Origin of the sequence: Mycobacterium colombiense CECT 3035 (genome assembly GCF_002105755.1) — a bacterium.
In the GTDB taxonomy this organism is placed as follows: domain Bacteria; phylum Actinomycetota; class Actinomycetes; order Mycobacteriales; family Mycobacteriaceae; genus Mycobacterium; species Mycobacterium colombiense.
The window spans coordinates 1909225-1934477 of record NZ_CP020821.1 but is presented as its reverse complement, the minus strand read 5'-3'; the positions used below and the strand labels follow the sequence as shown (position 1 = coordinate 1934477).

Here is a 25253-nt window from a genome sequence, read left to right as displayed (position 1 = left end):
CGGACCGTCACGGCCGCCAGAGCATACGCTCCCGCGGCCGCCGACGACTACAGCCAATAGGTAAACGGCAGAAGGCTATTGGGTTCACCGCATCCCGCTGACACTATTGCTTGTCGATTTTTCCGGCGATCTGGTTGGCGATGCTCACGCCGAGGTCCCCGATGTCCTTGCGGCACGCGTCGATATCGATGACGACGTTGTTACGGACGGTCAGCGCCCGCTGGCAGGGCACGGTCACGCTCGCGCCGTTCCCGACGATGGTCAGGGTCACCGGAACGCTCACAACGCCGTTGGCGTTGGAAACCTGGCCCACCTTCCACTGAAGTTCCGGTTTGCCGTCGGCGGCGGGGACGGTGTCCTGACGGTTGGCGCAGGCGGGCCAGCGCTGGGCCGACGTCGCGAAGAATGCGCTCGCCTGTTCGGGGGACCCGAACAGCACGACGACCTGATAGACATCGGGGCTTTCCAGTTGATCCGCGCCCGCGGGCGCCGGCGCCTGGTCGTGGTAGCCGTAGACCGCGGTGTTCCCGCTGTCGGCGTAGACGGACGCCAGCGCCGCGTGCATGGTGTACCGGCATTCGGCGGGGAAGGTGTAGTCCTCGCGCTTGAACGGGTCTTCCAGCAACTTGGTGATCGGTGGATCGCTCGACGTCCCCGTGGCACCCAGCACGGTGTCGATGTCGCTCGGCGAGAGCATCAGATCGGGCAGCGCGCCCTGCTCGAGCGGAGCCTTCGACGAGGCCGTCGTGGTGGTGGTCGACGACGCAGCACCGCCGCCCTGGTGGCCACCGCCGCACCCCGCGACCACTATCGTGGTGGCGACGACGACCGCCGCGGTCAGCTGGCTCCTCATGCGCATGGAGCATACGACGGCACCCGACGTCACGAGCGAGATCGCAGTTAAAGGCTATGTTCGCTGTGTGTCCGCAGTCGACTTCACCTCGGTATCCCCGATCGTCCCGGTCCGGGACCTGGACGTCGCACTCGGCCGGTATCGCCGGCTCGGCTTCGACGCCCGCGCATACGAAGGGCCCGAACGGTACGGGTTCGCCGACCGCGGGCCGGTGTCGATCCACCTCACCGAATGGGCCGAGCACGACCCGCTGCGCACCGCCGCCAGCGTGTACCTCTATGTCAGTGATGCCGACGCGCTGTATGCGGAGTGGGCGGCACTGGAAAACCTCGACGGGCGCCTTTTCGCCCCCCAGGGCACACCGTACGGCCTGCGGGAGTTCGCCTACGTCGATCCCGACGGCACCGCCCACCGGGTCGGCTCACGGCTGAGTTGACCTCAGGCCTTCTCCGTTGCGGGAGAAGGCTTTTCGTCAGTGGTCGGGGCGTAGCTGGCCTGGCTGTGGGCCAGCGCCACCGTCGCCGCCGCCATCAGGCCCACCGACACGCCCAGGGCCACCCAGCCGATGTCGTTGGTGTGCAGCGTCTCACCCAACACCGTGATACCGAGCGCCGAGCCCACGATGGGCTCGGCGACGGTGACCGCCGGCAGCGACGCGGTGAGTGGGCCGGCCCGAAACGCCGATTGCTCCCAGGCGGTGGCCGCGATCGCCAGCACCACCCACACATACAACTCCGGTGTGCGCAACAGCGCCGGGATGCCGCGGTCCAGTTGGTCCACCACGCCCTTGGTCAGCACCGAAAACAGCCCCCACAGCGAACCGGACATCAGGCCCAGCAACAGTGCGCCGACCGAACCGGGGAACATCCGCGCACCGATCACGCACAGGATCAGCGCGGGGCCCATGACCAACGCCACGATGGTCCATGTCTGCACCGACCCGCGCGGGGCGCCTTGCTGGGGATCACCGACCGTCACCACCACCGCGACCGCGGCGGCAAGCAACACCGCCCAAATGCCTTGCCGGCGTGTGATTCTGCGGTGGTTCACCCTCGCGCTGATGAGCAAGGCGAACAGCAACGACGTCACCAGCAGCGCCTGCACCAGCACCACCGAGCCCAGGCCCAGTGCCGCGGCCTGGAACCCGAATCCGGCGCCGGCCACCAGGCTGCCGGTCCACCATTGCCGGTCGCGCAGCAGCCGGCGGAACAGGGTGAAGGTGCCGACGGGCTGGTCTGTGACCTGTTGCGCGGATCGCTGCTGGACGACGTCGCCGGCGCCGACCATCAGCGCGGCCGCCATCGCGAGCACTGCGGCGATCGCCGTTCTGCTCACTTAGTCCTCCCGTGCGCTTGGCTGAGGATTCCGCTTGCGGCGCAATCGGTTTGCCGCGATCACCGCTTCAGCTGTTGCGCCGAATCTTTAGTGCCGTGGTGATCATGGGAATCTGCAGCGGCAGGCGGGCCAAGGCGACGATCCGCATGGGCCACGGTTTGCTCCACCACAACCGGCACATGTTGACGTTGCCCGGGAAGACGCCGATGAACAGGGCCGCGGCGGCCAGCGCGGCCGAGCGCCGGGTGCGCTGTGGCACCAGCAGCGCCCCGACCGCCAGCTCGGCGACGCCCGATCCGTAGGTGTAGAGCCGCGGGCTTCCGGGCAGTTCTGCCGGGATGATGGAGTCGAACGGTTTGGGCGCGACGAAGTGCAGGGTTCCGATGCCGAGCAGCATGGCCGCGACCCGGTAGGCGAGTTGCTGCGTGGTGTCACGGGCATCGAGAGGTCTGATGGTCATGAAGTCATTGTGCCCATTGCGGCCAGTGCTCACGCGCGGTCGGCGTCGGTGTAGCGGATGATGCCGCGCACGTTGCGGCCCTCGAGCATGTCGCGATAGCCGTCGTTGATCTGATCGAGGGTGTATTCGCGCGTCACCATGTCGTCGAGGTTGAGCTGGCCCAGCTTGTAGAGCTCGAGGATCGCGGGAATATCGTACTGGGGGTTTCCGCCGCCAAAGATGCTGCCCTGCAAGCTCTTCTGCAACAGCGAGAGTCCCGCGAGATTGAGCGTGACCTCGTTGGCCAGCACACTGGCCATGCCGGTGAGGCAGCACACCCCGCCCTTGGCCGTCAGCCCCATCCACGACTCGACGTCCTTGCCCTCCACGTGGCCTACGGTGACGATCACCTTGTGACACATGAACCCTCGCGTCGCCTCGGCGATGCCGGCCGCCGCGCTGCCCACGTCCGCGAAAGCCGTTGTGGCGCCGAACTTGAGTGCCTGCTCACGCTTCCATTCGTAGGGATCGACGGCGAAGATGCGCCGGGCCCCGGCGATGCGGGCGCCCTGCAGGGCGGCGACGCCGACGCCCCCGATGCCGATGACCGCGACGTCCTCACCCGGCGAGACCGCCGCGCTGCGCACCGCCGAGCCGTAGCCGGTGGTCACCCCGCAGCCCACCAGGCAGGCCACGTCGAACGGGATCGACGGGTCGATCTTGACCACCGAGGTGTGGTGCACCACCACGTACGGGGCGAAGGTGCCCAGCAGCGACATCGGGATGACGTCGCGGCCCCGTGCGGTGACGCGGAAGGATCCGTCGGAAACCGATTGACCCGACAACAGGCCCATGCCGAGGTCGCACAGGTTGCGCAGCCCCGTCTGGCACGGTGTGCATTCCCCGCAGGACGGGATGAAGGACATGACGACGTGATCGCCGACGGCCAGGTGCTCGACGCCATCGCCGACCTCGGTGATGATGCCGGCACCCTCGTGACCGCCCAGGACCGGATAGCTCGGGATGGGGAAGTCACCCGTCATCAGATGGTGGTCGGAGTGGCACAACCCGGCCGTTTCCAGCTGGACGGTCACCTCGCCACGGCGCGGATCTCCGATTTCGATCTCGTCGACCGACCACGGCTCGTTCAGTTCCCAGACCAGCGCACCTTTGGTCTTCAACGGCTTGGCCTCCGTGTTTACCCGAACCGCTTAATTGTTAGCGCCGTCACAGGAGCCCGGCCCACTGAATTTAGACCATTACTATTGCCTATACAGTATTTGATACGATTCGCGGCGTCTGACCGCCCACAACAACGAGGTTGAGAACATGGGAACACCCGTCATCGTCGGAGCCGCCAGGACCGCGATCGGCCGTTCGTTCAAGGGCACGCTGGTCAACACGCCGCCCGAGACCCTGATCACCGCCGTGCTGCCCGAGGTGGTCCGCAGGTCGGGCGTCGACCCCGCCGATATCGATGACATCATCTTCGCCGAATCACATTACGGCGGTGGAGATCTCGCGCGTTACGCCGCGACCGCGACGGGCCTGGACCACGTCCCGGGGCAGTCGGTCAACCGGCACTGCGCGGGCAGCCTGACGGCCATCGGCAACGCCGCGGCGCAGATCGGCTCGGGCATGGAGCGCGTGCTCATCGCAGGCGGTGTGCAGTCGCTGTCGATGACGCCGTTGACCAACTGGCGGATCCCCGGCCCCGAGCTGAAGTTCGAGGAGCGCTGGATGCCGCCGACGCACGTGGAGACGCCGGACGCGCCCGCCAAGGACATGTCGATCACGGTCGGCTGGAACACCGCGCAGGCGGTCGGCATCACACGCGAGGAGATGGACGCTTGGGCGGCCCGCTCGCATCAACGCGCCGTTGCGGCCCAGGACGCCGGCAAGTTCGTCGACGAGATCCTGCCGCTGAAGATCACCCAGTTCGACGGCTCGGTCACCGAGTTCGCGGTGGACGAGCATCCGCGGCGCGACACCACCGTCGAGAAGCTCGCCGGCCTCAAGGTGCTGCACCCCGAAATCGAGGGCTTCTCGATTACCGCGGGTAACAGCAGTGGCACCAACGACGCCGCCGCCGGCGTGGCCCTGGTCGATCGCGATTACGCCGCGGCCAACAAGCTCAACGTCATGGGCACGGTCAAGGCGTGGGCCGCCGCGGGCGTCCCGGCCCGCGATTGTGGTCTCGGTGCCGTCAAGGTCATCGGGAAGGTGCTGCAGCGGGCCGGCCTGTCGCCCGGCGACGTGGCGCTGTGGGAGATCAACGAGGCGTTCGCGTCCGTCCCGATCGCGGCGTGCCGCGAATACGGCATCGACGAGGAGAAGGTGAACTTCTCCGGCAGCGGCTGCAGCCTCGGTCACCCGATCGCGGCCTCGGGTGCGCGCATGGTGACCACGTTGGTCTACGAGCTCGCCCGCCGCGGCGGCGGCATCGGTGTCGCCGCGATGTGTGCCGGCGGCGGCCAGGGTGGCGCTGTCGTCATCGAGGTCTAGCGGCGCCGGGTCGAAGGCGGGTCGCCGCCGTCAAGCCTGAACCGGCGCAAGGCAGTTCACCACCGGCTAGTTGCAGAACGTGTAGCCGATGAACTGGGTGCCGCGCGTGTCGCCGCTCGAATAATTGGCGAAGTGCACGGCCGGCGCGCCGTTGTACTGAGTGTTCATCTTCTGCACGTTCGGTGGTGGCGTGCCGTGGGGGAAGGCCAGAATCATGTCGGCGAAAATTTCCAGGCCGACCTGGCAGATGGCCTCGCGCCGCGGCTGCTGCGGATTCCACGCGTGCACGACCACCGGTTCGGTCAGCTGAGATCCCGCCGCACAGTTCGGGTCGCAGAGCTTGAACACCGCCGTGCCGGTCCCGTCGGCGCCCTGCGGCCCCCACGAACTCCACGACATGTCCTGCAGCGCAACGGCCACGCTGGCGCAGCCCAGCACGTTGAGCCGCTTCGGCCGCGCAACCGGCGGGACGGACGGGTTGTAGCAGCCCGGAATGGCGAAGCTCTCCGGGGCTGACTGCGACGGCTGCGTGCTGGGTGCCGTCGCGCTGTGCTGGCCTTGGGTCAGCTGCACGCCCACCACGGTGAGGACCCCGACCAGCACCACCGCCGCGACAATGCCGGCCCCGGTCAATCGCCCCCGCGAGGTGTGCCGCAACCGCCTCAATAATGGGACGTTGGCGTTGCCGCTCACGATCACCAGATTACGGGTGAAACTTTTCCGCTGGGGTGGGTGCCCGCCGAAGGGATGACAGGGTAAAGTTGGTCATCGCTACCAACATATTAAGGATTCCGTGGAGCTGTCGATGAATGACCATGATCTGGCCGCACGGTTGGCCACCGAGGCCGGTCGGCTATTACTCGGGGTCCGGGAAGAGTTCGCCGGCGCCGAAGCGAACGACCGGAAAGCCGCGGGGGACAAGCGATCCCACGACTTCTTGATGGAGGCGCTTGCCGCCGAGCGGCCGGATGATGCGGTGCTGTCCGAGGAGGGTGCCGACGACCCGGTGCGATTGCGCTCCGACCGCGTCTGGATCGTCGATCCGCTGGATGGCACGCGGGAATTCTCCGAGCTGGGACGCGACGACTGGGCGGTGCACGTCGCGCTGTGGCAGTCCGGCGAGCTGGTCGCCGGCGCCGTGGCGCTACCGGCCCAGGGCATCACGCTGGCGACTCCCGACGTGAATTCGCCTCCCGCCGCGCCGGGCAAGCCGCGCATCGTGGTGTCGCGGACCCGTCCACCGGCCGTCGCGTTGAACGTGCGCGACGCTCTGGACGGAGTCCTGGTGGAAATGGGTTCGGCCGGAGCCAAGGTCGCCTCGATCGTCCAAGGACTGTCCGACGTGTACGTGCATGCCGGCGGTCAGTTCGAATGGGACTCCGCCGCACCGGTGGCCGTGGCGCGGGCCGCCGGGCTGCACACCTCTCGCATCGACGGGTCGGCCCTGGCCTACAACCAGCCGGACCCCAAGCTGCCCGATCTGGTGGTGTGCCGCCCCGAGCTCGCGGAAGCCGTACTCGCGGTTACCCGTTGACGTCACCGGGGGTGGCGCCGGGTGGCCCGTCGTCCCGTGTGCCGGGAGATCGATTCAGCCCCAGGTGGATCCACGCGCGGACTGGCTCCGCAGGGCGGATTACCGCTGTTGCCAACGCGATTCACATCGGGCGCACGTCAACGGTGACTATCGTCTGACCCTGGGTTCCGGCGCCGGTCGACACCTGCTAACGGCGCTCAGAGCCAGGCCTGCTGCCACGACTGGATGCGCTCGGCCAGTTCGGGTCCGCGGTCCTCTTGAATGAAGTGGCTGGCGTTGATCCGGGCGTGTGGCTGGCCCGCGGCGCCGGGAATGTGCTTGATCAGCGCGCTGTCCGCCCGCCCGAGGATGGGATCCCGCGCGCCGAAGATGGCGAGGAACGGCTTTTCCCAGCGGCCGAGGGCATCCCACGCCTTCCTGTTGGCCGGGATCGCCGGGTCGGCGGGCGAGGTGGGCACGAGCTGAGGAAACGCGCGGGCCCCGGCCTGATAGGTCTTGTCCGGGAAGGGTGCGTCGTAACCGGCCCGCACTTTCGACGGCACCCGGCGGACGGTCCCGGCGCTGACGATGCGGCCGGCGGGCAGGACGGGGGAGTAGCGCGCGAAGGCGCGCCACGCGTAGAAGGCCGGTGGGGTGCGTCGTTGCGCCGTCGGGAGGAAACCGTTGCCGACCACCAGCCGCCCGATGCGGTCGGGCTGTTCGGCGGCGATGCGCAGCCCGATCAGCGACCCCCAGTCCTGCACGAACAGCGTGACGTCCCTGAGGTTGAGATGCTCGAACCACGAGATCACCCACTCCACGTGACGCTGGTAGGTGTAATCCTCGACCCGGCTGGGCTTGTCCGAACGGCCGAAGCCGATCAGATCGGGCGCGAGCACGCGGTTCCCGGCATCGGTCAGGGGCGGGATCATCGTGCGGTAGAGGTAGCTCCACGTCGGCTCGCCGTGCAGCAGAACGATCGGCGGCCCTTCGATGGTGCCCTCGTCGAGGTAGTGCATGCGAAGCGGCCGGGAGTCGCTCGCGGTCACATCGAGGTAATGCGCAACGAACGGGTAGTCCTCCAGGTTTTCGAATCGGGAGTCCGGGGTTCGCAGCACATGCATATCAGCTCCTCCGGTGAACCGGCACCCCTGTTAGCCTCTCGCGCCGACGCGAATTCGTCTAGTAGCAGATTCATTGAGCTGGGCCCGAAGGGCTACTAAACTGGCTTATTTATGGCAATTCGGCGCGCGGTTCTGCTCATAGCCGACATCGGCGGGTACACGCATTACATGCAGTGGAACCGGACGCACCTTGCCCATGCCCAGCTGACGGTTGCCGGCCTGTTGGAGTCGGTCATCAACGCCGCCAAGGGTCTGAAGCTGGCCAAACTCGAGGGTGACGCGGCGTTCTTCTGGGCGCCGGACAGTCACGCCAAAGAGGTGGTGTGCGATCGCCTGTCACGGATGCGCGCGTCGTTCCTGGAGCGCCGCGAGCGGATGAAAGCCGACATCGCCTGCGAATGCGCGAGTTGTGAACAGCTGGAGAAGCTGTCGCTCAAGTTCGTCGTGCACGTGGGCGAGGTGGCGGATCAGAAGGTGAAGCGCCACGTCGAGCTGGCCGGCCTCGACGTCATCCTGGTGCACCGGATGCTGAAAAACATGGTGCCGGTTGCCGAATACGTGCTGATGACCGATCCCGTCGCGGAATGCCTCGATGAGCCGATGCGCGAGCTCTGCATGCCGTTGGTGCACGTCTTCGACGGCATCGGGGAAACCTCGACGCACTACATCGACCTTGCGGCGGTGCAGGTTCCCGTTGTGGCGCCGCGACGCAGTTTGTTGCGCCGGCTCGGCGCGACGACGAGGTTCGAACTCGACAGCCTGCCCTTCACCCTCGGCATGAAAGAGCCCGCCCAGGGGTTCCGCAACTTGGGCCGGGGCGCCGAGGAAGTCTCCGCATAGCCGAAAACCCCTGGGGCCCCGCGTCGCCCGCTATCGGGCGTCGGCCAAAGCCCGTCCCATCCGTGAGACCGCCTCGGTGAGAACGGCTCCCGAGGTGGCGAAGTTCAGTCGCACGTGTCCGGCTCCGCCGGTGCCGAACACGTGCCCGGAGCTGAGCGCCACCCGCGCGTGATCGAGAAACCAGCGGGCCGGGCCGGACAGATCGGCAACCACCGCAAGGCCGTCGGCGGCTTCTTCGTCGAAGCCGAGCTCCCGGCAATCCAGCCACGCCAGGTAAGTGCCTTGCGGCCATTGGTATTTCACGCCCGGAAGGTGCTCGGCGACCAACTCGCCCAGCAGTGTCCGGTTCTCGTCCAGACCCCGCAGGGTGGCCTCGAGCCAGTCACCGCCGCTGCGAAACGCCTCGGCGTGGGCGATGACGCCGAGGTGGCTGGGGCCGTGACTGACCTCCTCCGGCATCCGGTTGAGATCGGCGGCGGCCTCGGGTCCGGCGATGGCCAGCGCCGCTTTCAAGCCGGACAGATTCCAGGCCTTCGACGCCGACGTGAGGGCGAAGGCGTTCTCGGCGCCCGGGACGGTGAGGAAGGGAGTGAACCGGGACCCGCTCAGAATGACGGGGGCGTGAATCTCGTCGGACACCACGCGCACGCCGAATCGCCGGGCGAGCTCAGCGACCGCGCGGAGTTCGTCGGCGGTGTGCACCGATCCGGTCGGGTTGTGCGGATTGCACAGCAGATAGGCGACCTTTGCGTCCCTTACGGCCCCGGCGCGGGCGCGGGCGAAGGCGTTCTCCAAGGCGTTCAAGTCAATTCGCCCATCGGCGAGGGGCGCCTCGATGACGCGGCGTCCCTCGTGCGTGACGAATGCGTAGAACGGCGCGTAAACCGGGGGGTTGACGACGACGGCGTCACCGCGATCGGTGAGCAGGCGCAACACCTCGACGATGCCGAGCATGACATCGGGAACCAGCGCGGTGCGGCCCACCTCCAGGTCATGCCACCGCCAGTGCCGCGCCGCGAAGTCGCGGACCGCTTCCGCCAGCGCCGTGCCGCAGGGGTATCCGGTGTCGCCGGTGTCGACGGCCCTCTTCAGCACCTCGGCCACCGTCGGCGCCAGGTTGACGTCCATCTCGGCGACCCACAGCGGCAGGACGTCGGCGGGATGCGCCCGCCATTTCATGCTGGTGCGAAGCCGCAGGCGCTCGAGCGTGAGCTCCTCGAGGGGATTGAATGTCACTCGGGCAGATTATGTGGCGAACGCGTGCTGCGGAATCGTCAACGGCAGGTCGACCGAGCTGAGTAACCCCGGCTGGGCGGCAACGACGTACGGCACGGCGTTGACGACGCGCATCGCGGTGGCGACCATCGCGCCCGCCCCGGAGGTCATCCCGCCGATGCCGGCCTTGGCGGGGTCCTTCAGGGTCGCGGCCAGCGTGCAGTCGATGTCGGGATCGCCGGAAATCATGACGCGGTAGGACAGATCGCCGATCCCGGTGGGCCAGTCGGGGGCGACGTCGTGGGCGAGCCGGGTGACGTGCTCGATGACGATGGCCTCCCGGCCGTCGACCACGCCGATCGCCTGCATCCGCAGCGCGCCGCAGGTTCCGGCCTCGACGGTGCCCATCGCGACCTCCAGCGTCCGGTTGGTGACGGCGCGGTCGAAACCTTCGCGCACTTCCTGGACTTCGACCCCCAACGCGTCGGCGATCAGCCGGATCTGGCCCTGCCATTCGCCGGCGATGGCGCCGGGGTAGCCGATCCAGGGCTGGTAGTCGAGCGGGCGGCCGAAGCCCAGCGCGTCGCTCATGATGTCGGGAACCCCGTAGTCGTCGTACAGGCCGATCTCGAACGAGTGGATCTTGTCGATCGACGACGACTGCGTGGACAGCACCAGCGGCAGGTAGTCGGCGGCAAAGCCCGGTTCGATCCCCGAGGCGTACAGCGACACCTGGCCCTGCTTGGCGGCGGCGGCCAGCTGGTCGCGCCACTGCGCGGGCTCGTAGGCGTGCGGGTTGACCAATCGGGTGGTGCTGGTGGTCACGACGTTGACCCCGGCTTCGAGCAGCTTGACATAATCCGGGATGGCCAGCGCGTCCCGCTCCGGGCCGCTGGCCGCATACACGACGCAATCGGGTTTGAGCGCGATCAGCGCATCGGCGTCGTTGGTGGCTTTCAGGCCGATCGGTTCGCCGCCGGCCAGCTCACCCGCGTCCTTGCCCACCTTGTCGTCCGAGTGCACCCACACGCCGACCAGGTCGAGGTTGGGGCGCCGCTGGATCGCGCGGATCGCGATCGAGCCGATGCCACCGGTCGCCCACACCACCACGCGATGAGCCGTCATCTTGTCCTCCTCGGGTGTGCGCGGGTGACGCGGCACGACGAAAGCCGGAGCGGCCGTTGCCATTACGTCGACGACGGCGGCCGCGGTGGCCCGGCGTCCGACTTGGAAACTACCGCCGCGGAGGTACGCGGTCAAGGGTTTAGGAAAGCAGACACTATCTTAACGAACAAATTTTAGGTTAGGGTGCGGCTGTGACGGCCGGCCCGCGTTTTGCCCACCTCCGAGCGACAGTTCGGCTATCCACTGCGAGATGACGCTGGGCGAGAGTGCGGGTCGCGGGGCGGGGCGAGCCGCGATGGCGTCCACGGCGTCAACGCGATCCCGTACGTCGTCTACGCGCCCCCGGGCCTGCTGGGCTCGCTGGACCTCCCGACCACGCTGCCGCTTTACGCCTTCGGCTGAACGTGTAACGTACGTCGCAAAGATAGGCCAGCTAGGAGTTTGCCGTGTACACACTGCGCTTCGACATGCGCGATCCCGAATGGGCCGCGCCCCAGCCGATCTGTACGCCGCGGCGCCCGAAATGTCCGCGTGGGCCGAGGACCACGGTGGCCTGGCCGCGGTCCTGTGTGAACACCACGGCTCCGAGGACGGCTACCTACCGTCGCCCTTCCTGCTGGCCGCCGCGGTCGCCGCGCGGACGCAGCGGCTGGCGATGAGCCTGATCCTGATCCTGCCGTTCTACGAAACCGTGCGCCTCGCCGAGGACATGGCGGTGCTCGACATCATCAGCAACGGGCGGGCCTCCTACATCCTGGCCCTGGGCTACCGGCCCGAGGAGTTCGAGCACTTCGGCTTGCCGATCAAGAAGCGCGGCCGGCTGTGCGACGAGAAACTCGCGCTGCTGCGGCGGCTGCTGGCCGGCGAAACCGTCGTCGAAGACGGACGGCGGATCAGCGTGACGCCCCGCCCGCTGACTCCCGGCGGGCCGGGACTGATGTGGGGCGGCGGAACGGTCGCCGCGGCGCGGCGTGCCGGCCGCTACGGCCTGGGCATGCTGGGCAACGCCAACGCGCCGGGCATGCAGGAGGCCTACGAGGAGGCCTGCCGCGAGCACGGCCATACCCCCGGGCCGACGATGTTCCCCGACCGCAACACGCCCTCGGTCGTGTTCGTCGCCGAGGACGTCGACCAGGCGTGGAAAGAGATCGGTGAGCACCTGCTGCACGACGTGCGCACCTACGCCGCGTGGAACCCGGGGGACGAGACGACGGCGGGCTTCAGCCACGTCAACACCATCGACGAGCTGCGCGAGACCGGGACGTCGCACGTGATCATCTCAGTGCCAGAAGCGATTTCGCGGGTGAAGGCCGGACAGGTGCTCAACCTGTCGCCGCTGTGCGGCGGCCTGCCACCCGACATCGCGTGGCCGTACCTCAGGCGCGTCGGCGAAGTGGTGCTGCCGGCGGCGCTCGGCTGACCGCTACTGTTCGCCGAACCGACCGACGAGGTGGGAATTGACCCCGTCGGCGTCGAGTCGGCGCGCCGGCGGGTCAGTACGTTTGCGGAAAGCCCTGCGGCAGTGAGAAGTCCATCAGGTAGCCGACCTTGATCGGCTCGGCGGTGCTCTCGTCGCCCACGTGATCGCTGCCTTATCGGGGTTGGTTGGGGACGCCCGGATACAGCTGCGCGGTCGGTCCCGCGGTGACGTAGCCGCCGAGCTTCGTGATGAGGTGTGGCGCAAACACGGCGCCATACACCAGATGCCCGACGACGATGACGGCCACGACGGAGAGCACCGCGGACTGGCCCCGGTTCTTCGCCCTCTTGTCCGCCCACATGTCGATGACGTTGCGCCCTTCGGCATCGGTGCGGCCGAGCAGATACGTGAACAGCATCATCTGGATGCCCATGGCCAGCGAGTCGTAGAGCGGGTACTGGTGCTTGGTGCCCTCGAAGATCGCCAGGCCGGGAATCACGTAGCCGTAATAGAAGTTGCCGAGCTGGGCGCCGGTGTAGGCGTTGAAGAACAATGCCCAGCAGATGCCGACGACGAGGCCGACCACCAGCAGGGTGATCGGCCTGCGCCAGTTGAACTTTGCGCTCAGCCACCGGCCGACGGCGGCCCCGGTCACGGCCGGAATGATGAAATAGGAGACGTAGCCGATCGGCACCGCCAACGGCAACCCGCCCCACGTCACGTTCAACGGCCACCACGAGGGCATCCGAGGGAGCGCGGGCGGAAACTGTGCGTACATCGCCCAGTCGTAGGGCGACTCGATCCAGGAGAACGAGATCGCCGAGATGCCCAGAAGCAACAGTGGGTGGATGCGGCGGCGCCGGTAGCTCAGATAGATCCCCGCGATCAGGAACGCGATGCTCGCGGCGTAGGAGAAGTACTGGGCTCCGGCCATCACTGGCGTCATCTCGGTGTTCACTGGCGGCCCTCGTCGTTCGGCGCGCGACGCGCCTCGGGATCGAAGCGGAGTACCAGCCCGAATATCAGCACGATCAGCCCGAACAGCGTGCCGAGCATGATGACGGCGCCCATGGTGTCCCCCTTCCGATGGTTTCGCGCTTAGGGTAGTGGATACTATCCTACGGAGATAGCGGATACTATCCCCAAGGCGGCCGACCCTATGGCCGTTCGGAGGAGTGGACAGCGGTGCCCCAGCGAGCAATCAAGCGGCCGACAACGGCGGCGCGTCGACCCCGTGGCGAGCCGCGCCGGCTGCTGCTCGACGCTGCCCGGCAGCTCTTCGCCGGCCAGGACTATCGCAGCACCACGACACGCGAAATCGCCCAGGCCGCCGGGGTTACCGAACATCTGCTGTTCCGCAACTTCGGTTCGAAGGCCGCGCTGTTCCGCGAGGCGCTCGTGGTGCCCTTCGTGAGCTTCGTCGACGAATTCGGCCAGACCTGGCAGTCGGTGGTTCCGGAGGAGACCGACGAGCGGGAGCTGGCCCGGCTGTTCGTGTCGAGGCTCTACGACGTGTTCGTCGAGCACCAGGGCCTGCTGTTGACCCTGATGGCCGCCGAGAGTCTCAGCGACGAGGAGAAGGCCGACGCCGGCATCGCCGAAGTCCGCCGGGCGGTCACGGTCCTGGGCCAAATCAGCGTGGAAGGCATGCAATTGCGCGGGTTGCAATCCGATCATCCCGACCTGCCCGCGCACTCGACCGTGTCGATGATCGCCGGCATGGCCGCGCTGCGTTCCACCTACTTCGGCAACAGTCCACCGCCGCGGGAGGTGATCGTTGAGGAACTCGTCCAAGCACTCCTGCATGGTTTCTTGCACCGCAACGACTGAGATAGGGATCCGGCAATGACAAGCCCCAGCGCCATCGAATTGTATTACGACCCATTCGATGTCGAGATCGACGCGAATCCCTACCCGGTGTGGAAGCGGATGCGCGAGGAAGCGCCGCTCTATTACAACGAAAAGTACAACTTTTACGCGTTGAGCCGGTACGACGACGTGGTGCGCGAACTGCCGAACTGGGAGACCTACCGCTCCGGCAAGGGCACCACCGCCGACATCCTGTTCGCGAACATCGAAGTGCCGCCGGGCATTCTGCTGTTCGAGGATCCGCCGCTGCACGACCTGCACCGCAAGCTGTTGTCCCGCGTCTTCACACCCCGGCGGATGTTGGCGGTCGAGGATTTGGTGCGTGGGTTCTGTGTGCGCGAGCTCGACCCGCTGGTCGGCGGCAGCGGCTTTGATTTCATCGCGGACCTGGGCGCGATGATGCCGATGCGGACCATCGGATATCTGTTGGGCATTCCCGAGGCCGACCAGGAAAAGATCCGGGACCGCAGCGTCGCCAACATCTCCTTGTCGGAGGACAGCGACCCGGCCGCGGTCGATGCGAACGTCTTCGCCAATTCCATCGCCTTGTTCGCCGAGTACATCGAATGGCGGGCCGACCATCCCTCCGACGACCTGATGACCGAGCTGCTGCGGGCCGAGATCGACGAGCCGGACGGCACGCGGCGCCCGTTGACGCGCACCGAGGTGCTGGCCTACACCGCGATGATCGCCGGCGCCGGCAACGAAACCACGGCTCGCTTAATCGGTTTCATGGGCCAGCTGTTGTCGGATCACCCGGACCAACGCCGCGAACTCGTCGCGGACCCGTCGCTGATCCCCGGCGCGATCGAAGAGACGCTGCGCTATGAGCCGCCGTCGCCGGTGCAGGCCCGCTACGTCGCGCGCGATGCCGAGCACTATGGCCGCACGGTGCCCGAGGGATCGTTCATGCTGTTGCTGAACGCGTCGGCCAACCGGGACGAGAGCCACTTCCCGGACGCCGATCGCTACGACATCCACCGCCGCGGAAGCCATCTCAGCTTCGGGCAGGGCCTGCATTTCTGTCTGGGTTCGGCGCTGGCCCGGCTCGAGGCGCGGGTGGCCTTCGAAGAGGTGTTGAAGCGCTGGCCGGACTGGGAAGTCGACTATGCCAACGCCCAGCGGGCGCACACCGCCAGCGTGCGCGGCTGGGCGCGCCTGCCCGTCGTCGTGGGGTAGCTCGTGGCCGGCGGGTTTCGGCGCGAGTGTGCGGCCAGCCGCACGCTGGGACTCGAGTGAGCGGCTAGCCGCACACTCGGCCGAGGAGAGCCGGCTAGGTGGAGCTCTGGTCCACCAGGACCGCGCCGTCGGGCTGATTGCCCAACGTCTGCAACGGAATATCGCCGCCCTGGGCGGTGAGGCGAACGATCTGGGCTAGTTGCGCGGGCGCGTCGCACTGCAGGTAGTGGTCGGCGCCGGGCACCACCCAGAAGCGATTGCGGCCCGGCTTGTTCTTCAGATACGTCTGCCAGACGTGGTTGGGGACGCGCAACGGGGCCACGTTGTCGTGCAGGCCCCACACCACCGTCGTGTCGACGTGGCTCGTGGAAAGCGCTTCCAGCCAACCGGTTTCGTCGGCCGCCCGCTCGTGCAGGTATTGGATGGTGTCCGGCAGCACCCGGACGCCGTCGTTGTGGGCGAAGCATTTGGCCAGCGCGGCGATCTCCGGATCGTCCAGCGTGCGTCGCGGCATGAACGTGCTCGCGCCCATGCCGGCCGCGAGCATCTCCGGCGTGGTGGCCGCCGCGGTGGCCCGTGCGGTCGCGGGGTCCAGCAGCGCGGTCTGAAAGGCGGTGAGGTTGGAAAGCGGAAGGTAGATGTTGGCGTTGGTCACAATCAGTTCGACGGGCGCGGCCGGCGGATCCTGCGCGGCCAGCATGCCCACCGCGATCATCCCGACGCTGCTGCCGCGGTCGTGGGTGAGCATGCGGTATTGGGTGAGCCCCCACACCTGAGTGATCGCGTGGACGAGCAGGCGCGCGTCGTCGTAGAGCGAGTACCTGTAGGGCTCAGGGGGTTTGTCGGAGAGCCCGTAGCCGGGAAAGTCGAGCAGGTAGATGTCGAACTCCGCGCCCAGTTCGTTCGTCAGCCCGAAATAGTCGATGCTGCTGGTGGGAAAGCCGTGCACCAACACCAACGCGGGCGCCCCCGCAGTGCCGCATCGGCGACTGAACACCGCGACCTCTTGGCCGTCGTTGGCGGCGGTTGTCGAGCGCCAACGAAGCTCGGTGCCGCCGGCTTGCCACTGCGCGAAGATGTCCAAGCTGTCAGCATCCCAGAGGTAATCGCGGGAGACAATACGCGCTCACGGGCACGTCACGTGGATTCCGAAAGTCACATCCCGCAGGCTGCTTTGGCCGGGCGTGGTCGCCTGGCCGGTCCCGGTGACCGTGTAGCTGTTGCCGTCCTTGGTCGCCTGGACCTGAGTCGGTGATTTCGTTCCCTGATAAGGCAATTGGTACAGGCCGCTGTCCAGCCTGAGCGAGATGGCGAAGCCGTCGACGCTGGGCGGCTGCTCGTCGGAGACGGCCAGCGACACCGATGCGGAATCGTCGTGCACGCTGATCCGGGTGGTCAGGTCGCCGGATTCCGGGGGCGACGCGCTGGGCTGCGCCGCCGAGCGGGTGCAGTCCACCGCGGCGATCATCGTGTGCTTGTTTCCGTCGATCATCACGGTGGTGCTTGCCAACGGGGGGGCCGAACTCGGGGCGGCGGCCGGGTGATCCCCCTTGCCGGAGCAGGCCGGCAGGCCGGCCGCCAGTGCAGCCAGGCCGAGCGCGGCGCCCGCGCGAACGACCCACCGCTGGCTGCGGCGATTGCCGGTATTGGTCATGGCACCCCCTTGAGCTAGCTCGTCACGAGGACTATAGGTCCCGTTCGTTTCCCCTGCCTGACTAAAACTGGAGCGCGGGAAAAACTCCACCGCTGGCGCATTGATTCGATGAGTGCTTATATAGATAGATGTCGATCCAGGCGGAGTGTTGCCCGGCGTTGGGGGCGGGCGCGTTGGCCGAGCCGCAAGCCGCCGAGCTGGCGACCATGTTCAAGGCGCTCGGCGATCCGGTGCGGCTGCGCTTGCTGAGCCTGGTCGCCAGCCACCCCGGTGGTCAGGCCTGCGTGTGCGAGATCTCCCAGACATTCGACGTGTCGCAGCCGACGATCTCCCACCATCTGAAGACGCTGCGGTCGGCGGGGCTGCTGGACTGCGAACGGCGCGGCACGTGGGTGTATTACTGGGTGGTTCCCGCTGCGTTGCAACAACTTTCGTCGGTGCTGAGCGTCGATGACCGCCTGACCGCGGAATGTGGGTCATGAACTCGATCGACACGGCGGTGGGCGCCCGGCTTTCGAGGTTGGATCGGTTCCTGCCGGGCTGGATCGCGATCGCGATGGTCGCGGGGCTGCTGCTCGGCCGGTTGGTGCCCGGCGTGGGGCGGGCGGTCAGCGCCGTTGAGGTCGACGGCATCTCGCTGCCCATCGCGATCGGCCTGCTGGTGATGATGTACCCGGTGCTGGCCAAGGTGCGCTACGACCGACTCGGCAGCGTCACCGGCGACCGCAGGCTCATGGTGGCGTCGGTGGTGCTGAACTGGCTGGCCGGGCCCGCGGTGATGTTCGCCCTGGCCTGGTTGATGCTGCCGGATCTGCCGGAATATCGCACCGGGCTGATCATCGTGGGTCTGGCGCGCTGCATCGCCATGGTCGTCATCTGGAACGACCTCGCGTGCGGGGACCGCGAGGCCGCCGCGGTTCTGGTCGCGCTGAATTCGATCTTTCAGGTCGCCATGTTCGCCGCCCTGGGCTGGTTCTACCTGTCGGTGTTACCCGGGTGGCTGGGGTTGAGCACGACGGGCATCGACGTATCCGCCTGGCAGATCGCGAAATCCGTGCTCATCTTCCTGGGCATCCCGCTGCTGGCCGGATACCTGTCGCGGCGCCTCGGTGAGCGCGCCAGGGGCCGCGGCTGGTACGAGAGTCGCTTCCTGCCCCGGATCGGGCCGTGGGCGCTGTACGGGTTGCTGTTCACCATCGTCATCCTCTTCGCGCTGCAGGGTCACCAGATCACCTCCCGGCCTTGGGACGTCGCGCGCATCGCGCTGCCGCTGCTGGTGTATTTCGCGATCATGTGGGCCGGGGGATATGGGTTGGGAATCGCGCTGCGACTCGGCTACGCCCGCACCAGCACCCTGGCCTTCACCGCCGCCGGCAACAACTTCGAACTCGCGATCGCGGTGGCGATCGCCACCTACGGCGCCGCGTCCGGCCAGGCCCTGGCCGGCGTGGTGGGGCCGCTGATCGAAGTCCCGGTCCTGGTCGCGCTGGTGTACGTCTCGCTGGCCTTGCGGCCGCGGCTCTTTGGTGACGCCGGCTCGGGCGGCGCCGCGAGGCCCAGTGTTCTGTTCGTCTGCGTGCACAACGCCGGGCGCTCGCAGATGGCCGCTGCGCTGCTGAGAAATTGGGCCGGTGACCGCATCGAAGTCCGCTCCGCCGGAACGGAGCCCGCCGATCAGATCAATCCGGCCGCGACGGCGGTGATGGCCGAGTGGGGGATTGACCTCACCGATACCCCGAAAGTTCTCACCCCCGACGCGGTGCGCGGCAGTGACGTCGTGATCACGATGGGCTGCGGCGACACCTGCCCGCACTTCCCGGGCGTCTCGTACCGAGATTGGCGGCTGCGTGATCCCGCCGGTCAGCCCATAGAGACGGTGCGGGCCATTCGCGAGGACATCGCCGAGCACGTCCGTGCTCTCATCGAGGAACTCCTCGGAACCACGATGACGAGCGAGATACCCGCCGGGAAAGGAAGGTAACCATGTCACGCGTGCAACTCGCCCTCAACGTCGACAACATCGACGAGGCAATCGCGTTCTACACCAAGCTTTTCGGCGTCGAACCGGCCAAGGTCAAGCCCGGCTACGCCAACTTCGCCGTCGACGAGCCGCCGCTGAAACTGGTATTGCTGGAGAACCCCGGCCATGGCGGCACCCTCAACCACCTCGGCGTCGAGGTCGGCTCCAGCGACACCGTGCGCGACGAAAGCCAACGGCTCGCCGGGGTGGGCTTGCTGACCGACGATGAGATCGACACGACGTGCTGCTTCGCGACCCAGGACAAAGTCTGGGTGACCGGTCCGGGCGGTGAGCGATGGGAAATCTACACGGTGAAAGCCGATTCCGAGACGTTCGGGCCCGACGACCAGCCGGAGTGCACCTGCAGCGCCTGATATTCGGCGGTGGTGGGCTACGGCCAGGCTTCCCAACTGATCATGCTGCGCAGCGGGCCGGCGAACACCGGCCGCACCGCGCTTGAACGCCAACGCTCTTCGATGATGGGGGCGAGCGCCCCGATGGTCGTCAGCGGATCCTCGTCAAGGTAGACGACGGTGATGTACTGGTGATCGGTTCGCCAGCCGCGCGGTAGGCGGTTCCACCCGGCGCTGGAACCGAACGTCCACGCGCCGGCCGTGCCCGGGGTCGCGAGCAGGGCCTGGTAGTGCTCGGCATGCAACCACCGCAGCCAGTCATCCGGCCGGCCGCCGGTGGGCTCCTCGACGATCAGCACGATGCCGCGGTGCGGCCGAAACGGCACCACCTCGGGCGAAACCAGCGCATGCGGCGAGGATTGCCACTGCAGCAGGCGCAGCCCGGCCACTTGCAGCGGCGGTCGCCAGACGGGGAAGCGACCGCCGTCGCGTAGCGCCCGGCCGAGGGTGACGAAGTCGTCGAAGGTTTCCTCGACGGGTTCGCCGACCAGGTAGTGCACCGCGTTGCCGATGTCGGCCAGGGGGCCGGTTGCGGCCAGGCGGTGGGCGGGGTAATCGCCGTCGGCGATCCAGCGCAGCCCCTGGACGATGCCCGGCAGCTGGTATTGCTCCGGCATGTGGTCCAGCAGGTGCCAGCGCAGGTAACTGCCGTCACCGTCGTCGGGCGTTGCGGCGGTGAGGCTGAAAATGCCTGCCCTGACGCGGATCACGCGGGACCGTCGGCGGGAGGATGGAGCTCGGCGAGCGCCCGCAGGTTGTCCAGGTAGTGCCGCAGCGAGGTGTGGCGGAAGGCGGCGCTGACGATCGTCGCCCCGTGCGCGGAGGTCTCGCCCAGCAAGTCGCGGGTCCGTTCCGGCTCGCCGATCGGGTCCAGAAGTGCCGGGGCGGGCAGGACGACGTCGAATCCGGAACGAAGCTCGAAGCGGCCCAGCCAATCCCGCGCCTGCTGCAGGCTCACGTTGAACGGGGCCCACCCGTCGGCCAGGGATGCGGCGCGGCGCAGGGATCGCAGCGTGCGCCCGCCGATCCAGATGGGCACGTGCTGCTGGACCGCGCAGGGATCGACGACCATGCCGCCGTACGAATAGAACTCGCCGTGGTACGCCGGTTCGTCGACCGACAGCGACGCGCGCAGCGCCCGTAGCGCGTCGTCGCCGCGCGGGCCACGATCGTCGAAGGGTGCGCCGAGCAGATCGAATTCTTCCCTCAGGCTGCCGACGCCGACCCCCAGGATCAGCCTGCCGCCGCTGATCTGGTCCAGGGTGCCGTAGCGCTTGGCGATCTCGAGCGGATGGTGATAGGCGAGCACCAGCACGTTGGTGGCCAACCGAATTCGTTGGGTGCGGGCGGCGAGGTAGCCGAAGGTGGCCAGCGGATCCCAATAGCGGGTGCCGCGGCGGGCCCGTTCGGCCGCGGGCAACGCGATGTGCTCGCTGCAGGTCAGGTGGTGATAGCCGAGCCGGTCTGCGGCCTCGGCGATCTGGGCCAGATCCTCGATGGTGGCGGTCTTCTCCCACTCACCGCTGCTGCCGGGGAACATCGTCACCACCGGGGTGGCCACCGACAGTTTGGCGTGTCCGCTCATCCCTGCATGTACCCCCCGGCATCCACGGGAATCGATTGGCCCGTGATGGTGCGGCTTTCGTCGCTGGCCAGGAACAGCGCCAGGTTGGCGATGTCGTGGGTCGAGGAGATATCTTGCAATGCAACGCCTTTGAGTTGCTTCTTGCGAACGGTTTCGACGTCGACGTCTTGCTCGTCCGCCGTGCGTTGCACCCATTTGCGCCACAGCTCGGTGTCGATGGCCCCGGGCACGATGCAGTTGCACCGGATGCCATGGGGGCCGACCTCGAGCGCGACGGCCTTGGTGAACGCCCGCAGTGACGCCTTCGCGGTGACGTAGTGCGTTTTGCGGACCATCCCGGTGTAGCTGACCGTGGAGGAGAAGTTCAGGATGACGCCGCGGCGGCGCTGCAGCATCGACTGGTTGAGCACCTCACGGGTGCACAGCATCGCGGCGGTGACGTCGATGGCGATGGTGGCGTTCCAGTTGTCCAGCGTCTGTTCCCAGATCCAGCGGTCCTGCCCGGGCGCGGCGGCGTTGTTGCACAGGATGTCGACCTGGCCGAACTCGTCGGCCGCCCGCGCCACCATGGCCGCGACGTCGTTCTCGTCGGTGACGTCCGCGCGCATGGCGATGGCGCCGGGGCCGGCGGCCTCGGCGGCCGCGCGGACCAGCTCGGCACGCCGGGCGGCCAGCAAGACCTTCGCGCCTTCGCGGACGAACAGCGAGCCCAGCACCGGTCCCAGACCGGTGCTGGCCCCAGTGATGATCGCGACCTTGCCGTCGAGCCGGCCGGTCATAACGTCGTGTTCCCAGGCGGATTCATGCCGGGCAGATTCTAGCGCCCGCGTGATTCACGCCGACGCGGTTGCAAGGAACATGCCGGCCGCCGCGACGAGAAGCACCAGGTCGATCAGCATTGCGTAGTGACGCGGATGGGCCCGGCGCACGAGCGAACGCGTGACGAAGGGGCCGATCATCAACGCGGCGCCGATGACAAGGCCGCGGGCCACGACGGCCACGTTGAGCGCACCCAGCTGGCCGAAGGTGCTGATCTTGCCGACGTAGAGGACGAGCGCGCTGGCGGCCTCGGACCCGAGGAAGGCGCCGCCGGTGAGTCCGTACCCGGTGAAGACCGGAACGCTCAGCGGTCCCGTCGACAGCACCAACCCGGTGAGGAAGCCGACGACGGTGCCCGCGATGGCGAGGTGCCAGAGCCGGACCCGCCACTGCCGGGCGTGCGCGAGCCTGCGCACCGGAATCATCGCGAGAAAAAACGCGCCGAGCAGTCCGTCGACCACCGCCTGCGGAATGCTCAGCAGGGTGTTGGCGCCGAGCACGGCGGCGGGAGTTCCGGGCAGCGCGTAGGCGAGCACCGGCCGCCAGCGGATATGCCGCCACCAGGCGGCGACACGGGCGACGTTGGCCATGACCGCCGCAATGCCCATGACGGGCACCGCAATTCGGGGGCCGTACATCATGACCAGCGCGGGCAGCAGTACCAAAGACGACCCGGTGCCTACCAGTCCGCCGAGCGCACCGGCGGCCAGGGCGATGACGAAGAGGACGACAAGAGCCAGCATGACAGGACCTTCTGGCCGGCGCGACGCGCACCGGCCGGGGTCCTCCAGGCTTTTGTCCGTTCAGATGACCGCATCCCGTCGGGGGATGCGGTGGCGCCGCTCGGACCAGGCACGTGACGTCGGAACCCTAGGCGCTGTCGACCACAGGCTAACAAAGATTCGCGCTCTCGCCCATGCGGTCTCTCGCAGATCGGCTGGCGCTCTCCAGAGTCGCCCTATGTTCGGCCGCCGGGGGACCAAAGGCGACTACGCGTCGCCGCGTTCCACCGGATGATCGGGATCCGAACTCCACTCCGACCACGACCCCGGGTACAACGCGGCCTCCCGGCCCGTCGCGGCGAGCGCGGCGATCGTGACCGCGGCGGTGACGCCCGATCCGCAGTAGGCGCCCACCGCGTCGTGACGCTCGACTGCGCGATCGGACAACAGTTGTGCCAGTGGGTCGTCGCCGAGGAAGGTGCCGTCGGGCGCCAGGACCGAGGTGCTGGGCAGATTCTTCGCGCCGGGAATGTGACCGGCGACGGGGTCGAGGGGTTCGACGTCGCCGCGGTAGCGTTCCGGTGCGCGCGCGTCGAGCAGCGTCACGGTGTCCTCGGCGACCCGCTCGGCCGTCAGCGTACGGCGGCTCCCCGCATACAGATCATGGTGCGGCACAGTGACATTCCCGGGCCGGGGTTGCACGGGTCCGGTCTCGAGGGACTGTCCCGCCGAGCGCCACGCGGCCAGCCCGCCGTCCAGGATGCGCACGTTGTCCAGCCCGGCCGCGGTCAGCACCCACCACGCCCGCGCGGAACCGGCGCGGTTCCAGTCGTCGTACACCACCACCAACGCGTCCTGCCGGATTCCCCAGCCACGCGCGGCGGTCTCCAGGTCGCGTCCCGACGGCAGCGGATGCCGGCCCTTGCCCGAGACCGTGTGGTCGCTCAGGTCGTCGTCGAGTGAGACGTAGATGGCGCCCGGAATGTGCCCGCCCAGGTAGGCCTGCCGCCCGTCCGGAGCGTCGATTCGCCACCGCACGTCCAGGACGGTGACCGGATCACCGGCGGAGATGACGCCCGCCAGTTCGGTGGCGGTGATCAGTACCTGATTGCGTGTTCCCACCGGATCCTCCTTGTCGGTCCCCAGCGAGCCTAGCCAGCGCGGCGAGCAAACTGCCGCCTGCGGGGCCGCCCTAGCCACCTGCACCCGCGTCGGGTACCCGACGCACACTTCGACACCTTCGACCCCCAAGGGGTCGCCGACATGATCTATGGACTCGCCGCGCGCACGAACTCGGCCGTCCTCGATGTGCTCGAGGCGAGCGACGATGCCGCGCGATCGCGCGCGATCGACGCTCTCGCAACGCGTTTCAGGCTGCACGGGATCGCCGTCGACCGCATACTGGGCCTACCGGACGGAAGCGTCACCACGCTGACGCGTGCACAGGTCGAAGCGATGGTCGGGGGATAGGGCGGAAAGGAATTCGGCTAAGCGCTTTCCTGAGCAGTCCCCAACGACGCGAGCATGCCCGCCGCCGCTCGTTCCCAGGTGAAGTTCTCCGCCCGGCGTCGTGCAGAGCTGCGGCGGTGCTGTTCGGGCCGGTCGACGATTGTGCCGACCGCCCACGCCATGGCGAACGGGTCGTTGTCGGCCAAGGCGCCGCTGTCCGGGGTGACGATCTCGGTGAGCGCCGACGTGCGCGACACCACGGCCGGTGTTCCGCACGCCAGTGACTCCAGCGCGGCCAGCCCGAATGTCTCGTGCGGGCCCGGCGCCAGCGTCACATCCGCGGATGCCAGCAATCCCGCGACGGTATGCCGGTCGTTGATGAAGCCGGTGAAGTCGATCGGAAGTCGGGAGGCCTGTCGCTGCAGCTTCGCTCGCAGCGGTCCCTCGCCCACGACGACCAACCGAGCGTCGACGCCGGCGTGACACAGCGCGCCCAGTGCGTCGATGCTGCGGTCGACGCGCTTTTCGACCGACAGGCGGCCGCAGTGAACCAGCAGCATCTGCTGCGGCGCGGCCCACCGCTCGCGCACCAGAGGGGAGTGCCGGCGCGGGTGGAACGTCTGCAGGTCCACGCCGAGTGGCACGGTGACGGTGTTGTGGGCGCCGATCCGGTCGAATTCCTCGCGCGCGAAAGCGGTCGTACACACGACGGTGTCATAGTTGGCCGCCGTGCGCCTGTTGGCGACGTCGGCGAACTTCTGCGCGGGGCGGCGCGGAAGTACCTGTCCCACAAGGCGATCCAGGCGCTCATGCGAGATCATCACGGTCCGCGCGCCGTATTCGCGGCCCCAAGGCCCGAGCGACCTCAGCGTGAGCCGATCAGAGACCTCTAACGCGTCGGGCTGCAGCGCTTCCAGTAGCGCTTTGACCGGACCCGGCATCACCGCACGGTAACCACCGGTGAAAGGAATCAGGCGGGCGGGCAAGGTAATTCGGATTACGCCGGTAGGCAGCCGGGTACGCTCCGCGCAGCGGCCGGGGACGATCAAGAGGACCTCGTGCCCGCCGGCGCAATATTCCGCACCCAGCCTGTCGATCGCGGTGCGAAGGCCGCCGGAGCGAGGGCCATAGAAATTGGCGACCTGTACAACGCGCATAACGTGAGGACACGCGT

28 protein-coding genes and 1 pseudogene are annotated in these 25253 nt (G+C 67.8%); 12 read left to right on the top strand and 17 right to left on the bottom strand.

From position 1 onward, the window contains the following. Window positions 1–103: 103 nt before the first annotated feature. A complete protein-coding gene (locus B9D87_RS08905; protein ID WP_007770446.1) occupies window positions 104–853 on the bottom strand; it encodes a sensor domain-containing protein in 750 nt (249 codons plus the stop codon). Window positions 854–920: 67 nt separating this feature from the next. On the opposite strand from B9D87_RS08905, the gene B9D87_RS08900 reads away from it, so the two are divergent. Then, window positions 921–1289, top strand: a complete 369-nt coding sequence (locus B9D87_RS08900) for a bleomycin resistance protein (protein WP_007770447.1) — start codon at window positions 921–923, stop codon at window positions 1287–1289. A gap of 2 nt (window positions 1290–1291) precedes the next feature. Here the strand turns inward: B9D87_RS08900 and B9D87_RS08895 are convergent, their stop codons facing one another. The 3 genes from B9D87_RS08895 to B9D87_RS08885 form a co-directional block, all read right to left on the bottom strand. After that, a complete protein-coding gene (locus B9D87_RS08895) occupies window positions 1292–2188 on the bottom strand; it encodes a DMT family transporter (RefSeq protein WP_007770448.1) in 897 nt (298 codons plus the stop codon). A gap of 67 nt (window positions 2189–2255) precedes the next feature. Then, window positions 2256–2648, bottom strand: a complete 393-nt coding sequence (locus B9D87_RS08890; protein WP_007770449.1) for a DoxX family protein — start codon at window positions 2646–2648, stop codon at window positions 2256–2258. Window positions 2649–2677: 29 nt separating this feature from the next. Then, the gene (locus B9D87_RS08885; RefSeq protein WP_007770450.1) at window positions 2678–3808 is read right to left on the bottom strand and encodes an NDMA-dependent alcohol dehydrogenase; all 1131 of its coding nucleotides are present in this window, start codon (window positions 3806–3808) and stop codon (window positions 2678–2680) included. 148 nt (window positions 3809–3956) lie between these two features. Between B9D87_RS08885 and B9D87_RS08880 the strand changes: the two genes are divergently transcribed. Then, window positions 3957–5132 carry a thiolase family protein gene (locus tag B9D87_RS08880; protein ID WP_007770451.1) on the top strand — a complete coding sequence of 392 codons (1176 nt, stop codon included), beginning with the start codon at window positions 3957–3959 and terminating at the stop codon, window positions 5130–5132. A 66-nt stretch (window positions 5133–5198) separates the two neighbouring features. On the opposite strand, the gene B9D87_RS08875 is transcribed toward B9D87_RS08880, so the two are convergent. Beyond that, window positions 5199–5789 (bottom strand): hypothetical protein, encoded by a 591-nt coding sequence (locus B9D87_RS08875; protein ID WP_007770452.1) that lies wholly within the window; start codon window positions 5787–5789, stop codon window positions 5199–5201. Window positions 5790–5937: 148 nt separating this feature from the next. Between B9D87_RS08875 and B9D87_RS08870 the strand changes: the two genes are divergently transcribed. Next, a complete protein-coding gene (locus B9D87_RS08870; RefSeq protein WP_007770453.1) occupies window positions 5938–6666 on the top strand; it encodes a 3'(2'),5'-bisphosphate nucleotidase CysQ in 729 nt (242 codons plus the stop codon). 197 nt (window positions 6667–6863) lie between these two features. Here the strand turns inward: B9D87_RS08870 and B9D87_RS08865 are convergent, their stop codons facing one another. Next, window positions 6864–7769: a haloalkane dehalogenase gene (locus tag B9D87_RS08865; RefSeq protein WP_007770454.1), complete on the bottom strand. Its 906-nt coding sequence runs from the start codon at window positions 7767–7769 to the stop codon at window positions 6864–6866. Between the two features lie 111 nt (window positions 7770–7880). Between B9D87_RS08865 and B9D87_RS08860 the strand changes: the two genes are divergently transcribed. After that, on the top strand, window positions 7881–8609 hold the full coding sequence (locus tag B9D87_RS08860) for a DUF2652 domain-containing protein (protein ID WP_007770456.1): 729 nt from the start codon (window positions 7881–7883) through the stop codon (window positions 8607–8609). Window positions 8610–8639: 30 nt separating this feature from the next. Here B9D87_RS08860 and B9D87_RS08855 read toward each other — a convergent pair whose 3' ends face one another. Both B9D87_RS08855 and B9D87_RS08850 read right to left on the bottom strand, forming a co-directional pair. Continuing rightward, the gene (locus tag B9D87_RS08855) at window positions 8640–9788 is read right to left on the bottom strand and encodes a MalY/PatB family protein (RefSeq protein ID WP_415623683.1); all 1149 of its coding nucleotides are present in this window, start codon (window positions 9786–9788) and stop codon (window positions 8640–8642) included. A gap of 66 nt (window positions 9789–9854) precedes the next feature. Continuing rightward, the gene (locus tag B9D87_RS08850; protein WP_040630170.1) at window positions 9855–10949 is read right to left on the bottom strand and encodes an NAD(P)H-dependent amine dehydrogenase family protein; all 1095 of its coding nucleotides are present in this window, start codon (window positions 10947–10949) and stop codon (window positions 9855–9857) included. Window positions 10950–11159: 210 nt separating this feature from the next. On the opposite strand from B9D87_RS08850, the gene B9D87_RS26485 reads away from it, so the two are divergent. Continuing rightward, entirely contained in the window at window positions 11160–11351 is a 192-nt protein-coding gene (locus tag B9D87_RS26485; RefSeq protein WP_415623682.1) for a hypothetical protein, read from the top strand. 44 nt (window positions 11352–11395) lie between these two features. Then, window positions 11396–12369: pseudogene (locus B9D87_RS08845) on the top strand (LLM class flavin-dependent oxidoreductase). 172 nt (window positions 12370–12541) lie between these two features. Here the strand turns inward: B9D87_RS08845 and B9D87_RS08840 are convergent. Further along, window positions 12542–13327 (bottom strand): spirocyclase AveC family protein, encoded by a 786-nt coding sequence (locus tag B9D87_RS08840; RefSeq protein WP_007770466.1) that lies wholly within the window; start codon window positions 13325–13327, stop codon window positions 12542–12544. A 227-nt stretch (window positions 13328–13554) separates the two neighbouring features. Here B9D87_RS08840 and B9D87_RS08835 point away from each other — a divergent pair, with 227 nt between their 5' ends. Further along, on the top strand, window positions 13555–14199 hold the full coding sequence (locus B9D87_RS08835) for a TetR/AcrR family transcriptional regulator (RefSeq protein ID WP_007770469.1): 645 nt from the start codon (window positions 13555–13557) through the stop codon (window positions 14197–14199). Window positions 14200–14214: 15 nt separating this feature from the next. Then, window positions 14215–15417, top strand: a complete 1203-nt coding sequence (locus tag B9D87_RS08830; RefSeq protein WP_007770471.1) for a cytochrome P450 — start codon at window positions 14215–14217, stop codon at window positions 15415–15417. Between the two features lie 94 nt (window positions 15418–15511). Here B9D87_RS08830 and B9D87_RS08825 read toward each other — a convergent pair whose 3' ends face one another. Together B9D87_RS08825 and B9D87_RS08820 are read right to left on the bottom strand one after the other, a co-directional pair. Further along, window positions 15512–16501 (bottom strand): alpha/beta fold hydrolase, encoded by a 990-nt coding sequence (locus B9D87_RS08825; RefSeq protein ID WP_007770473.1) that lies wholly within the window; start codon window positions 16499–16501, stop codon window positions 15512–15514. Window positions 16502–16543: 42 nt separating this feature from the next. Beyond that, window positions 16544–17071, bottom strand: a complete 528-nt coding sequence (locus B9D87_RS08820) for a lipoprotein LpqH (protein ID WP_007770475.1) — start codon at window positions 17069–17071, stop codon at window positions 16544–16546. 128 nt (window positions 17072–17199) lie between these two features. Here B9D87_RS08820 and B9D87_RS08815 point away from each other — a divergent pair, with 128 nt between their 5' ends. From B9D87_RS08815 to B9D87_RS08805, 3 genes are read left to right on the top strand one after another with little or no spacing between them, the layout of a single operon-like run. Then, entirely contained in the window at window positions 17200–17553 is a 354-nt protein-coding gene (locus B9D87_RS08815; RefSeq protein WP_007770479.1) for an ArsR/SmtB family transcription factor, read from the top strand. Further along, complete coding sequence (gene arsB, locus B9D87_RS08810; protein ID WP_007770481.1) at window positions 17550–19052, top strand: ACR3 family arsenite efflux transporter; 1503 nt, start codon at window positions 17550–17552, stop codon at window positions 19050–19052. Before B9D87_RS08815 ends, arsB begins: the two co-directional genes overlap by 4 nt. Before the next feature lie 2 nt (window positions 19053–19054). After that, complete coding sequence (locus B9D87_RS08805; protein WP_007770482.1) at window positions 19055–19465, top strand: ArsI/CadI family heavy metal resistance metalloenzyme; 411 nt, start codon at window positions 19055–19057, stop codon at window positions 19463–19465. 17 nt (window positions 19466–19482) lie between these two features. Here the strand turns inward: B9D87_RS08805 and B9D87_RS08800 are convergent, their stop codons facing one another. From B9D87_RS08800 to B9D87_RS08780, 5 genes are all read right to left on the bottom strand, one after another. Next, window positions 19483–20211, bottom strand: coding sequence for a hypothetical protein (locus B9D87_RS08800; protein ID WP_040630176.1), 729 nt, complete (start codon window positions 20209–20211; stop codon window positions 19483–19485). Next, entirely contained in the window at window positions 20211–21089 is an 879-nt protein-coding gene (locus tag B9D87_RS08795) for an LLM class F420-dependent oxidoreductase (RefSeq protein ID WP_007770485.1), read from the bottom strand. The genes B9D87_RS08800 and B9D87_RS08795 overlap by 1 nt, the downstream gene beginning before the upstream one ends. Continuing rightward, complete coding sequence (locus B9D87_RS08790; protein WP_007770486.1) at window positions 21086–21868, bottom strand: SDR family NAD(P)-dependent oxidoreductase; 783 nt, start codon at window positions 21866–21868, stop codon at window positions 21086–21088. Before B9D87_RS08790 ends, B9D87_RS08795 begins: the two co-directional genes overlap by 4 nt. 54 nt (window positions 21869–21922) lie before the next feature. Beyond that, window positions 21923–22651, bottom strand: a complete 729-nt coding sequence (locus B9D87_RS08785) for a sulfite exporter TauE/SafE family protein (RefSeq protein WP_007770487.1) — start codon at window positions 22649–22651, stop codon at window positions 21923–21925. Between the two features lie 246 nt (window positions 22652–22897). After that, window positions 22898–23752 (bottom strand): sulfurtransferase, encoded by an 855-nt coding sequence (locus B9D87_RS08780; protein ID WP_007770488.1) that lies wholly within the window; start codon window positions 23750–23752, stop codon window positions 22898–22900. 141 nt (window positions 23753–23893) lie between these two features. On the opposite strand from B9D87_RS08780, the gene B9D87_RS08775 reads away from it, so the two are divergent. Beyond that, window positions 23894–24100 (top strand): hypothetical protein, encoded by a 207-nt coding sequence (locus B9D87_RS08775; RefSeq protein WP_007770490.1) that lies wholly within the window; start codon window positions 23894–23896, stop codon window positions 24098–24100. A 17-nt stretch (window positions 24101–24117) separates the two neighbouring features. Here B9D87_RS08775 and B9D87_RS08770 read toward each other — a convergent pair whose 3' ends face one another. Continuing rightward, entirely contained in the window at window positions 24118–25236 is a 1119-nt protein-coding gene (locus B9D87_RS08770; RefSeq protein ID WP_040629752.1) for a glycosyltransferase, read from the bottom strand. Between the last annotated feature and the right edge of the window lie 17 nt (window positions 25237–25253).